At 30.8% G+C, this 12,747-nt stretch carries 10 protein-coding genes, 1 pseudogene and 1 other annotated feature; of the genes and pseudogenes, 10 read left to right on the top strand and 1 reads right to left on the bottom strand.

Going from position 1 to position 12,747, the window contains the following annotated elements; all coding sequences use genetic code 11:
• Both BUB36_RS16965 and argS read left to right on the top strand, forming a co-directional pair.
• A pseudogene (locus BUB36_RS16965) lies at positions 1–285 on the top strand (UPF0236 family protein); the annotation flags it as partial.
• Positions 286–411: 126 nt separating this feature from the next.
• Positions 412–624 (top strand) — a binding site (T-box leader).
• Positions 625–877: 253 nt separating this feature from the next.
• Entirely contained in the window at positions 878–2,578 is a 1,701-nt protein-coding gene (gene argS, locus BUB36_RS16960; protein ID WP_073153017.1) for an arginine--tRNA ligase, read from the top strand.
• 133 nt (positions 2,579–2,711) lie between these two features.
• Here the strand turns inward: argS and BUB36_RS16955 are convergent, their stop codons facing one another.
• Positions 2,712–3,200 (bottom strand): hypothetical protein, encoded by a 489-nt coding sequence (locus tag BUB36_RS16955; protein ID WP_084112109.1) that lies wholly within the window; start codon positions 3,198–3,200, stop codon positions 2,712–2,714.
• A gap of 188 nt (positions 3,201–3,388) precedes the next feature.
• Between BUB36_RS16955 and BUB36_RS16950 the strand changes: the two genes are divergently transcribed.
• From BUB36_RS16950 to BUB36_RS16915, 8 genes are all read left to right on the top strand, one after another.
• Positions 3,389–3,880: an amidase domain-containing protein gene (locus BUB36_RS16950; protein WP_073153015.1), complete on the top strand. Its 492-nt coding sequence runs from the start codon at positions 3,389–3,391 to the stop codon at positions 3,878–3,880.
• Positions 3,881–3,999: 119 nt separating this feature from the next.
• Positions 4,000–5,751 (top strand): B12-binding domain-containing radical SAM protein, encoded by a 1,752-nt coding sequence (locus tag BUB36_RS16945; protein ID WP_073153012.1) that lies wholly within the window; start codon positions 4,000–4,002, stop codon positions 5,749–5,751.
• Between the two features lie 26 nt (positions 5,752–5,777).
• A complete protein-coding gene (locus tag BUB36_RS16940; protein ID WP_073153009.1) occupies positions 5,778–6,536 on the top strand; it encodes a hypothetical protein in 759 nt (252 codons plus the stop codon).
• A gap of 81 nt (positions 6,537–6,617) precedes the next feature.
• The gene (locus BUB36_RS16935; protein WP_073153007.1) at positions 6,618–7,103 is read left to right on the top strand and encodes a GNAT family N-acetyltransferase; all 486 of its coding nucleotides are present in this window, start codon (positions 6,618–6,620) and stop codon (positions 7,101–7,103) included.
• Between the two features lie 172 nt (positions 7,104–7,275).
• Positions 7,276–8,397, top strand: a complete 1,122-nt coding sequence (locus tag BUB36_RS16930) for a tetratricopeptide repeat protein (protein ID WP_073153004.1) — start codon at positions 7,276–7,278, stop codon at positions 8,395–8,397.
• Positions 8,398–8,611: 214 nt separating this feature from the next.
• Entirely contained in the window at positions 8,612–9,520 is a 909-nt protein-coding gene (locus BUB36_RS16925; protein WP_073153002.1) for a bifunctional enoyl-CoA hydratase/phosphate acetyltransferase, read from the top strand.
• A gap of 22 nt (positions 9,521–9,542) precedes the next feature.
• Complete coding sequence (gene iorA / locus BUB36_RS16920) at positions 9,543–11,321, top strand: indolepyruvate ferredoxin oxidoreductase subunit alpha (RefSeq protein WP_073152999.1); 1,779 nt, start codon at positions 9,543–9,545, stop codon at positions 11,319–11,321.
• 1 nt (position 11,322) lies between these two features.
• Entirely contained in the window at positions 11,323–11,901 is a 579-nt protein-coding gene (locus BUB36_RS16915) for an indolepyruvate oxidoreductase subunit beta (protein WP_073152996.1), read from the top strand.
• Positions 11,902–12,747 lie beyond the last annotated feature (846 nt).

The raw sequence follows: 12,747 nt of genomic DNA, 5'->3' as shown, positions 1-12,747 counted from the left end.
TTATCTGCTAGATTGAGTTCTAGACCATTAGCATGGAGTATAGTAGGTGCTGATCAAATGGCACGACTAAGAGTACATCGTGCCAATGGTGGGAAAGTATATGAAACAATGATAAAAAAGAGAAAAGAAAAGCAGAAAGAAAAAAGAATCGAGAAGTTAGATAAAAGAGTTGTAAAAAGAAAATTAAATAAAAAAGTAGAAGAAAAAATTGATAATATAACTGTTTTGAATATTGGGAAAAGAACTTGGGCTAGTGAATTACTCAAGTCTGTTCGTGGTGCTTAATTTCATCAGAACATAAGAATTTTTTTTAAATTTTTTTCCTACAGTATCTTGACACTATCTTAATTGAGTAAATACTTGATTTCATCATTAAAATATGTTAAATTATATTTTAAAATCATATAAATATTAATATCTTTGAAAAGGAGAGTAGGCTTTAATATGTATCATAGAGAATCGGGGATGGTGGAAGCCCGATATACGATTATAGCTGAAGCGCACCTTTGAGATTTTAGCTGAACTGAGTAGGCTAAATGGTTTTCCTCCATTAAAGGGAATAAAAGAGGGTGTATTTATGCGCCAATAAGAGTGGTAACGCGGGCCATTAAGCTCGTCTCTTAAGTTTGTTAAGGGACGAGTTTTTTAATTGAGGGAATTATGTAACTTTTATATCAAATTAAAGGTAAAAAGAATCTTTATTATTGCATTATTATTGCATTTTGGACATTTAATTGGTACAATTTTTTTGCATGAGGACTTCATCTTTTCTGGGAGGTAATTGTTTTCTCGCAAAACCATTGTACCACAGAGGGCTTGGGGTCCTCAATTTTCATTTAAGTTTACAAAACGGCAAATATTCTAAGGAGGTAAAAAAATGATAGATTTTAAAAAAGAGATAGCCAATATTTTAAATGAAAAAATATCTGAACTAGACTTTGAAGAGATATACAGTATGATTGAGATTCCCCCAAATTCTGATATGGGTGATTTTGCATTTCCATGCTTTAAGCTTGCAAAAATATTCAGAAAGGCACCTAATTTAATAGCAAAGGATATTAATGAATCTATTGAAGAAAAGGATTTATTTGAAGATATTGAAACTGTTGGAGCATATATAAACTTCACTATTAATAAAAAGACCTTTGCTAAAACAGTTATTGAAGAGGTGTTGAATAAAAAGGATATGTTTGGGGCATCTAATATAGGTGAACAAAAGAATGTCATAGTTGAGTTTTCTTCACCTAATATAGCTAAACCCTTTCATATAGGTCATATTAGAACAACAGTTATAGGTAGTGCAATAAATAATATATATAAATTTTTAGGATATAATGCAATAGCTATTAATCATCTTGGTGATTATGGTACTCAATTTGGCAAACTGATAGTTGCAATTAAAGCATGGGGAGATAAATCTATTATTGAATCAAATCCTATACCTGAATTGTTAAAACTTTATATTAAATTCCATGAAGAAGCCGAAAAAAACCCTCAAATTGAAGATGAAGCTAGAATGTGGTTTAAGAAGTTAGAGGATAATGATGACGAAGCTACAGAGCTGTGGCAGTGGATTAGAGATGTAAGTCTAATGGAATTTAACAGAGTCTATGATATGTTAGGTATTAAATTTGATTCCTTTGCTGGTGAGAGTTTCTATTCAGATAAAATGCCAGCAGTATTAGAGGAGATGAGGGAAAAAAATCTCATGAAAAAGTCTGAAGGTGCTGAAATAGTAGACTTAGAGCCCTATGGAATGCCTCCAGCTTTAATAACTAAGAAGGATGGATCAACCCTTTATATTACAAGGGACATAGCTGCTGCTATATATAGAAAAAAACATTATGATTTTTATAAAAATATATATGTTGTAGGCTCTCAACAGAATTTGCATTTTAAACAATGGATAAAAATAATAGATTTAATGGGATATAACTGGGCTGAGGACTGTATACATGTACCCTTTGGTATGATTAGCTTAGAAGAAGGAACAATGTCCACAAGAAAAGGAAGAGTAGTTTTCTTAGAAGATGTTCTTAATAAAGCGGTAGAAAAAACTAAAGAAATCATAAGCCAAAAGAATCCTAACTTAGAGGATAAAGAAAAAGTAGCTAAAGAAGTAGGTATTGGAGCAGTTATTTTCCAAGAATTAGCAAATAATAGAATCAAGGATTATGTGTTCTCATGGGATAGAACCTTGAATTTCGATGGAGAATCAGGTCCATATGTTCAGTATACACATGCAAGAGCAGCAAGTCTTCTTAGAAAGTCTCAGCTTGACTATAAGAGTAATATAAACTTTGGCTTGCTGAAAGAAAAGGAAGCTATGGATTTAATCAGAATAATAAATAAATTTCCAGATGTAATTGTAGATGCAGCAAGAAAATACGAACCTGCAGTAATTACAAGATATATAATTGATGTTGCTCAAGCTTTCAACAGATTCTATCATGAACATTCTATCTTAGTAGATGATGAAGAATTACAAAAAGCTAGACTTGCATTGGTTTTTGCATGCAAACAAACCATTAAAAATGGACTTAAGCTTATAGGTATAGCAGCACCAGAAAGAATGTAAAAAAAACGCATCTTTAGATGCGTTTTTTTTACATTCTTTTTGAACTTTATTTTGAACATCATAAGAATGACATTAAAATTTGCAACTTGGAACATGGAACTTAGAGCTACAAAGAGACTTTAGTCTTTTTGTACTATTTCAAAACATCAGGATCTTTTTTATAGTAAACCCTCTTGCTTTTATTTTTGATTTCAATAATCTTATTAAGAAGAAGATCTACTTCATCCTGTATTGTATTTAAATCATCTTTTGAAACGTTATAATATAGGAAAAGATCTTCGAAATACCTAACAAGTTTTGTTATACTCTTATCAATTTGAATAAAATTATTGAAATTCTTACTATTCATTGCATTTGTAAACTGTTCTAGATCAATCTTTATAACGTCTATTATATCTTCCTCAGACTGGAAATCACCTATGGTCATGAAGTAAGGCTTTATTCTTTCAAGATAATATGTATTGTCTGTTTTTATATGATACATATAGGATAATTTTGTATCCTTTATTTTAAATTTAACGTAAAACATTATACCTTGAATAGAAATAACCTTAGCACCTAATTTTCTTAACTCTTCGATACATATTTGGTGTCTAATTAGACGAGAAGACATTATTGCCATAAAATTTCATCTCCTTATTTGGAAAAATCTATTTAATATTATCATAACATAATTATATGCCTACAACATATAAAATTATTAATTTTTTTATACTTGAATACATATATACTTTTATAAGCTAATACTTTAGGCTGATAATCCAGACATAATAAAGCATTAGATAATGTGAAAAGAAGGGTGGAGGGCATATGATTTATAGTTACGATAGGCTAAGTGCTGTGAATTATGCAAAAAAATGGGCTTTCAAAAGGAATCCGAATTTTGTAAATTTTGATAAAATGGGTGGAGACTGCACAAATTTTGCATCTCAGGTTATAAATGCAGGGGGATGCCCAATGAATTATGACAAATATGGATGGTACTATGAGAGTATTAACAATAGAGCTCCAGCTTGGACCAGTGTAAAATATCTTCATAAATTTTTAACTAAAAATAAAGGAAGAGGTCCAGTAGCAGATGAAGTAGATATAAAGGATATACAGATCGGGGATCTGATACAATTAAAATTTGAGTTTGCCGATGATTTTGCACATTCCTTAATCGTGGTAGATATCAAGTTTCCTAAAACATTAGATAATATTTTTATTGCTACTCATACCATAGATAGGATGCATTATAGAGTGTCAAATTACTATTTCACTGAGATTAGATTCATACACATATTAGGTTATAGAAAATAAAGTTTTTTGATTATGAAAGTATATAGGGTATATAACGTTAGATGTTATGTTATAATTATTAATGATTTTAAAATATATAGGATATAGTAATAAATATGAAAAAACAAGGAAGTGAACTAATGAAAACACTTTTAACAACATTAAATTCTAAGTTTATCCATTCATCTTTAGCCTTAAGATATTTGTGGCAGTATAACAAAAAACAATTTGAAGGCATAAGTATTGAAGAGTATACTATTAATAATGATTTAGATTATATTTTAAGTGAGATATATACAAAGGACTATGATTTAGTATGTTTCTCCTGCTATATATGGAATTTTGAAGAGACTTTAGAAATAGCTAAGAATTTAAGAAAGGTTAATAAAGAAGTAAAAATTCTTTTAGGAGGTCCAGAGGTTAGCTATGATCCAAAGGCGGTGTTAGAAGAATGTGATTATATTGATTATATAATTTTTGGAGAAGGAGAGCTAACTCTCAATGAGCTTTTAAATTTATTAATAAATAATAGAGGAAATATATTTAATATAAGAGGCTTAGCCTTTAGAGAAAAAAACAAAATCTATATGAATGAAGAAAGATGTCTCATAGAAGATTTAGATATCATTCCATTTCCTTATGAGAACTTAAAAGAACTTGAGAATAGAATTATTTACTATGAGAGTTCTAGGGGTTGTCCCTTTAATTGTCAATATTGTTTATCGTCCACCTTTAGGGGTGTTAGATACTTTTCTATGAATAGAATAAAAAGGGATTTAAAAAAATTTATCGACGCAGATGTAAAGCAAGTTAAATTTGTTGATAGAACCTTCAATGCTGATAAAGAACATTGTTTAGAAATAATGAAATATCTCCAAAAAATTGATAATGGAAGGATAAATTTTCATTTTGAAATCACTGCTTATCTTTTAGATGAAGAGATATTGGACTTTTTAAGAAGCGTTAGGAAGGGACTTTTCCAATTTGAAGTTGGTGTTCAAAGCACGTATGAAAAAACCTTAAGGGAAATAAAAAGGAATATGGATTTTAAAAGAATAAAATATGTTATAAATGAATTAGTTTCTTTTAATAATATACATCTACATTTAGATTTAATAGCTGGCTTACCCTATGAAGATTATGGGACTTTTTTGAAATCCTTTGATGATGTCTATAGCTTGAAACCAAATAAAATACAATTGGGGTTTTTGAAGCTTCTTAAGGGTTCTGGCATTAGGATGAACCATTATAAATATGGCTATATATATAAGGATGAACAGCCCTATGAAGTTATGTGTAATGATTATATTACCTATGACGAGATATTGAAGCTTAAATATATAGAGGAAATGACGGATGAATATTATAATTCCCACAACTTTGATTTTAGTGTAGATTATATTATTAAAAAATTCTATAAAAATCCTTCAAGCTTTTTTGAAGATTTATCAGTATTTTGGAGAAATATGGGATATCATCATGTATCCCATGGAAGAAATCAATTGTTTAAAATTTTGATTGAGTTTTTTAAGCAAAATAACTTTGACAATGAAGATGTTTTTATGGAAATATTAAAGTTTGATTATCTAAGAAATAAAAATGCAAATCTACCAGAGTTTTTTAATTCTATAGAGATAGATGATTTTAAAAATAGATGTCATAAATTTTTACAGAATGAAGAGAATATTGAAAAATACCTACCCATGTACAAAGGTATGACTGCAAAAAAAATTATTAAAAAAGTACATTTTGAAACTTTCAAATATGATATATTATATTTAGCAAACAATTATTATGAAGATATTTCAAAGCAAGAATCAATCATACTATTTAATTATGAAGTAGATAACAATGATTTTGAAAAATCAGAGTATTTTAGAGTAAGTATATAAGAATAACAAAAGAAAGGAGAATAAACTTGAATTTTATTGAAGATATAATTTTAACTAATAAAGGAATAGTTTTAAAAAGCTTTAAATTATCTATAAAGAACTGGAAAATTTTCCTCGTGGGATTTACCTATTTTATTATCTCTTTTTTAATGTGGACAGTAGCTTCATATGCATGGATATTAGGTGGTATTATAGTTGCATTGTTTCAAAGTGCAATTATATCAAATTATATTTACTTGATTGAAAATATTATCAATTATGAGGGGTTTAGCTTAGAGGATTTTAAAAGTGGTTTTACTGTTTATCTTAGGAATATATATAGTATAATAATAATATTTTGGTTTGTAAGATTTGGAGCAAGTTTATTTTTGAAGCCTATATTTTATATTAATATAGGGGGGTTATCTTTATGGTCTATAATCCAGATAGTAGCGGTTATACTTCTTAATCCACTTCCTGAAACGATTTATCAAAAATATCATGCTGGACTCGATGCCATCACATATTCATTTGATTTTATAAAGGAAAACTGGCTGGAATGGTTTATTCCTAATGGTTTTATAATAGCTGTATTATACCTGATTCATATTTCTACAAATAAGATGCTTATTATATTAGGATTTAGTACCAATATATTTATATCTTCTACATTTACTTTAATAGTATATTCAGTGGTTTATCAAATTTTACTGTGCTATGCAATGATTTATAGGGGTCAATTGTTTAATATTCTAAGTACTTCTACTAGAAGGAAAAGGATGTTTATGAGAAATATGTATAAATAGAATAATAGGATTTTTTAGTAATTTGTACTGCCTCTCATTAGTGTCAATAATTTAATTATAAACTATACAGGAGGTATTGCTATGAGTGTTAGATTTAGAGAACTTAAGGAAAAGGATATACCAAAGGTAATATCTATGTTTTCAAATCTAAGTAAAGAAAGAGCTGAAGTTTCCTTTGTAGAAATAGCTTCTATGGAGGAGATAAGAGATTGGATTAGAAATCCTGATACATTTGTTTATGTAGCTGCTGATGGTGACTTAATTTCAGCTGTATTAAGAGCTAAAAGAGGTAAAGGAAATAAACAACATTCATGCAATTTGACTGTAGCTGTTGATTATAGTTTTAGAGGAAACAGTATTGCAAAGGAATTAACTGATTATGCATTAGAATCTCTTAAAGAAAAAGGGATAAAGATTATAAGGGCATATATTTATAGCAATAATAAGTCATCCATAAATACTATTTTATCCTGTGGTTTTACCTTTGCAGGAAACGTTCATATGCATCATTATGATGAGAAAACAGGAACATATATTGATGATTTAATATTTCATAAACTACTATAATCCTTAGTATTTGCTAAGAATTAACTATTAAATTTATCTGAAGATTAAGTTTAAGTATAGAGGTCATTCTACTAGGTCAAGTAAGATATTATAGATATTTTCAAAAAGAGACCTATTTAGAATGACCTTAATCTTGCATTTATTATATACAAAAAACTAAGAGGAGGTTATTATGTTTGAGCGAATTGAAAAATATTTAAAAGATAAGGTGAACGATGTAGTATTTATAAACCTTAAGGAAAATAAAAAATTTGAAGTAAAGGGATTTATATTTGATGACGCTATTCCCTTGCCAATGCCACTTAATGAAGTAGTAACTAAGGTTAAGGATGAAAATGATACCAAAGATATATCCATTATAAAAATTATCCAGGGTATGGTTTATATAATGGGTATAGATAGCAGATTTAGATATAACGATGTATATAAGGAGTTTTTGAAAACATTTGATAAAGATATAATTAATGTTATTTTAAAGCAGGGCTTTAAATCTATTGAAGCAGGTAATAAAATTGAAGGACTCATATGCTTTAAAGCCTGTTTGTATATAGATGACAATAATTTAGACTCTTTATATAATTATGCTAGGTGTGCAGAGGAATTGGCAAATGAATGGGGTGGTAAATACAATAAAGATTTTGAAGATGAAGCCATTGAGGTTTTTGAAAGAATTACTGAAACATATCCAGATTTTTCGTTATCCTACTATCATCTTGGATTCCATTATATAAATAAGAAGCTTTATAAGAAAGCTGAAAAAACTTGGAACAAATGTATAGACATTGGTATAGATGAAAATAAAGAAATGGAAATAATAAATAAATTGTCAGAAATAGATTATAAGATACAGTATGAAGAAGGATACAACCTTGTATTGAGCGGAAGGCCCCATGAAGCTCTTGAAAAGCTTTTACCTTTAGAAGAAAAGTATTCAGATTGGTGGAATTTGCAATTTTTTATTGGATTAGCCCATAGGCATTTAAGGGATTTTGAAAACGCATTAAATCACTTTGAAAAGGCCCATAGAATAGTACCAAGACAGGTAGATGTTTTGAATGAAATAGGACTATGCAATATATCCTTAGGAAGAATTAATGAAGCTATTAAGAGTTTTGAAGAAGCATTAAATATTAAAGCAGATCACTCTGAAATCCTATGCAATTTAGGAATTGCATATCTAGAAGCTGGAAACTTTATAAAAGCCAATGAATATGTAAGAAAATCCTATGAAATAAATCCACATGACGAAATTACTAAGGCGTGGGTTACAAAAATAGAATCTATGAATTACTAAAAAATTTGAAAAGTTCAACAAAATTATTATAAAACATATTGAATGATGATTGAAATTATTGTAAAATATCATTAGGTTCAACTAATAATTGAATGGTTGTTAAAAAATTTGAATCCCATGGCGAACTTTTACTAAAACCTAAGTGATGTATAATTTTTGTTCTTTATTTTGCGGAAATAAAGGAGAACAAAGAGAATGAATAGGATGTGATAAAATGATCAATAATTTCAAGGAACTTATTAGTGCTGCTAAAGAACAAACTACAATGAAGCTGGCAGTTGCAGCTGCTCAAGATGAAGACGTGTTAACAGCTGTATGCGGAGCAGCTGAGATGGGAATTGTAGAACCTATATTAGTAGGAGAAATGGTAAAAATTAAAGAAATTGCCGATAAAAGCAATTTAGACATTACTAATTATGTTATAATTGAAAAGACGGATTTGACAGAAGCAGCAAGAGAAGCAGTGAAATTAGTAAGCAGTGGAAAAGCAGACTTTGTAATGAAGGGTCTAATTGACACTTCAATATTATTAAAGGCGGTTCTTGATAAGGAAATAGGTCTTAGAACAGATAGTTTGTTGAGTCATGTGATGGTATATCAAGTTCCAAGTTATCATAAGCTTTTATTTTTAACAGATGGAGGCATGAATATTGCCCCCTCAATAGACGAAAAAGCTTTAATTTTAAGAAATTCGGTGAAAGCTGCACATGCAATGGGAATTGAAAGTGTAAAGGTGGCTTGTTTAACAGCTAAAGAAAAGGTTAGTTCCAAAATGGTAGCTACTATTGATGCTGATAAATTGAAGGAAATGGGAGCCAATGGAGAATTTGGAGAAGGTGTAATAGTTGAAGGACCTATAGCCTTTGATTTAGCTGTTTCAAAAGAAGCTGCAAAAATAAAGAAATTCGAAAGTAAGGTTGCTGGAGATGCCGATATACTTCTTGTCCCAGCAATTGAAGTAGGTAATGGAATTGGAAAAGCTTTAACTTATATGGCTAATGCAGAGTCAGCTGGTATAATTATGGGAGCTAAGGCACCGGTAGTTTTAGTATCTCGTGCTGACAGCCATGAGGCAAAATTGAATTCTATAGCATTAGGAAGTGTTATAGCCGCACATAAATAAAGAAGACAAGGAGAGTGAAATAATGAAGAAGTTTTTGACAGGCAATGAAGCAGTAGCACGTGGTGCATTTGAAGCTGGTGTTACATTTGCTTCTGCTTATCCAGGTACTCCAAGTACAGAAATTTTAGAAAACATCGCTCCATATAAAAAAGAAATTTATGCTGAATGGGCACCTAATGAAAAGGTTGCTTTAGAGGCAGCTATTGGAGCTTCAATAGCTGGAGCAAGAGCTCTTGCTGCTATGAAGCATGTTGGGGTTAATGTAGCCGCTGATCCCCTTTTTACATATGCATATACAGGTGTAAACGGTGGACTTGTTCTAGTTTCTGCAGATGATCCAGGAATGCACAGTTCGCAAAATGAACAGGATAACAGGATGTATGCTAGATTTTCTAAAATAGCTATGGTTGAACCTAGTGATAGTCAGGAAAGTAAAGACTTTGTGAAAATAGCACTAGAAATCAGTGAAAAATTTGATACTCCTGTTTTATTTAGAATGACTACTAGAATTTGTCATAGTAAAGGTATAGTTGAGTTTGGAGAGAGAGAAGAAGTAGAAATTAAGAAGTATGAAAAGAATATACCAAAGTATGTAGCTACTCCAGCTAATGGTAGAGTACTACATGTTAAAGTAGAAGAAAGGTTAAAGAAATTAGAAGAATTCAGTAATACTACTGAGTTAAATAGAATTGAATGGAATGATAAAAAAATCGGCATTATAACTTCTGGTGTTGCTTATCAATATGCTAAGGAAGTATTCGGTGATAAGGCATCATATTTGAAGCTTGGATTTAGTTTCCCATTACCAATGAAGAAAATAAAAGAGTTTGCTGATGAAGTTGAGACTCTTTATATTATAGAAGAATTAGAACCATACATTGAAGAACAGGTTAAGGCTGTAGGCATTAAATGTATTGGTAAAGATGTAATACCTAGAACAGGTGAGCTAAACCCTGATATTATTTCAAAAGCAATTTTAGGAGAAGAAAGGGAAACTATTAAGTTTGATGAGTCAAAAACGGTAGGGCGTCCTCCTACATTGTGTGCTGGATGTCCACATAGAGGCTTCTATTATGCACTAAGCAAGAAAAAGAATATAATGGTAACGGGAGATATTGGTTGTTATACATTAGGCTCAGCAGAACCTTTAAGTGCCATGGATACTTGTATTTGTATGGGTGCTAGTATAAGTACAGGACATGGTGCTCAGAAAGCGTTCGAAAAAAATGGAGTAGATAAACGTGTAGTTGCTGTAATTGGAGATTCAACCTTCTTCCATACGGGTATTAACAGCTTGGTTGATGTAGCATATAACAAGAGCAATACCGTTACAGTTATACTTGATAATAGAATTACTGGTATGACAGGTCACCAAGAAAATCCAGGAACGGGATATACTTTGCAAGGTGATAAGGCTGGTATGATTGATATACCAAAATTGTGTGAAGCAATAGGTATAACAAATGTAAAAACAATAAATCCTTTAAAGCTTGATGAAGTTAGTGCAGCGTTGGATGAGGCTTTGGCGTCCGATGAACCTTCTGTAATTATCACAAGATGGCCATGCGTTCTGAAGAGATTTTCTGAGGAAGATATAAAGGAATTTGGACAGGAAAGAATTCTTTGTGAAGTTATAGATGAAAAATGTAAAGGATGTAGAATCTGTACCAAAACAGGATGTCCTGCTATTGAGTTTGATGCAGAAGCTAAGAAAGCAAAAATCAATGAAAATATGTGTGTTGGATGTGAAGTTTGTCTACAGGCATGTCCATTTGATGCTATAGTGAAGGCGGGTGTTTAGAATGTCTGATATTAAAAATATATTATTAGTAGGTGTAGGTGGTCAAGGTATTATACTTGCAAGTAAAATTCTTGCTAATGGGCTAATGAGTGCTGGATATGATGTAAAAATGTCTGAAGTTCACGGAATGGCCCAACGTGGAGGAAGTGTAACTACTCAGGTTAGATTTGGGAAAAAAGTATATTCTCCTATTATTGGAAGGGGTCAAGCTGATATACTTGTTTCATTTGAAAAAATGGAAGCAGGAAAATGGATAGATCATCTAAAAAAAGATGGAAAGGTTGTAGTTAATGACTATGAAATTCCTTCGGCTCCAATCTTGACAGGACAGGCAGAATATCCAAAAGGAATAATTGAAGAATTACAGAAATATACTGATATTACTGTTTTCAAGGCTGCAGAAATTGCAAAGGAACTTGGTAATATAAAGACTATGAATGTAGTAATGGTGGGTGCTCTTGTTAAGGCCATGGGGTTAGATAATATAAATTGGGATGAGGTTGTGAAGAATACAGTTAAAGAGAAGTTTGTTGGTATCAATATAAAGGCTTTAAGAAAAGGAATGGAACAAGTTAAATAAAAATAAAAGGGGCCCTCATATGAGGACCCCCAACTTTTGACAAACCCATAGTTCTTCGTTATTGCCTCAAGGGAAAATGGGTACATATTTCTCTTAATATAGTGAATATATACATAAAATACCTATAAACGGGCAAAATATATATGCTTTGTATTATAGGAATTTAGGTAAAGACTTTTAATTTATACATGTCCAAAATGCCCAGAAATGCTGCGTATTTGTACATGTATAAATTAAGTTTTAATATGTAAATTCTATATAAATTGTAAGAAGTAAAAATTACCATTTGACTTTAATATTAAGGCATGGTAAGATAGTATTTGTCGCTGATAAACAGCGGCGAAAAAAGTCAAAAAAAGTATTGACAAAGCAAAACAAAAATGATATTATATTTAAGCGTCGTTGATAAACAACGAACAAGCAAAACCTTGGACATTGAAAACTGAACAGTGTGAGGATAAGAAACATGTTGGGTTTTTAAATTTTAAGATGAGAAATGTTTAAATGTTAAATGTTAAATGTTAAATGTTGAATGTTAACAGGGGAGGTCTTGAGGGTTGAGTGACCTAAAAGAATTACTTTGAAACATTTAAACATACAACATTGAAACATATCACATTTATTTATAAAGCCAACATTCAAACTGACCCAAAAGGTCAAACCCTAAAGATTCTATTTAAGAGTTTGATCCTGGCTCAGGATGAACGCTGGCGGCGTGCTTAACACATGCAAGTCGAGCGAGCTAATGCTTGGCACTGTGTACTTAGTTGATTGATGTGGTGTAATAATTAGCCAGCGTCAAGGGCGAAGCGGAGCAGAGTCCTTCACGCGTTCTAAAGTGATAAC

It is taken from the genome of Paramaledivibacter caminithermalis DSM 15212, assembly GCF_900142245.1.
In the GTDB taxonomy this organism is placed as follows: domain Bacteria; phylum Bacillota; class Clostridia; order Peptostreptococcales; family Caminicellaceae; genus Paramaledivibacter; species Paramaledivibacter caminithermalis.
Note: the sequence above shows the minus strand (reverse complement) of the source record. Positions and strands in the feature narration are given on the sequence as shown.

Coding starts and splice junctions, on each gene's coding strand:
- argS (WP_073153017.1), top strand. CDS start 878: ATGATAGATTTTAAAAAAGAGATAGCCAATATTTTAAATGAAAAAATA.
- BUB36_RS16955 (WP_084112109.1), bottom strand. CDS start 3,200: ATGGCAATAATGTCTTCTCGTCTAATTAGACACCAAATATGTATCGAA.
- BUB36_RS16950 (WP_073153015.1), top strand. CDS start 3,389: ATGATTTATAGTTACGATAGGCTAAGTGCTGTGAATTATGCAAAAAAA.
- BUB36_RS16945 (WP_073153012.1), top strand. CDS start 4,000: ATGAAAACACTTTTAACAACATTAAATTCTAAGTTTATCCATTCATCT.
- BUB36_RS16935 (WP_073153007.1), top strand. CDS start 6,618: ATGAGTGTTAGATTTAGAGAACTTAAGGAAAAGGATATACCAAAGGTA.
- BUB36_RS16930 (WP_073153004.1), top strand. CDS start 7,276: ATGTTTGAGCGAATTGAAAAATATTTAAAAGATAAGGTGAACGATGTA.
- BUB36_RS16925 (WP_073153002.1), top strand. CDS start 8,612: ATGATCAATAATTTCAAGGAACTTATTAGTGCTGCTAAAGAACAAACT.
- iorA (WP_073152999.1), top strand. CDS start 9,543: ATGAAGAAGTTTTTGACAGGCAATGAAGCAGTAGCACGTGGTGCATTT.
- BUB36_RS16915 (WP_073152996.1), top strand. CDS start 11,323: ATGTCTGATATTAAAAATATATTATTAGTAGGTGTAGGTGGTCAAGGT.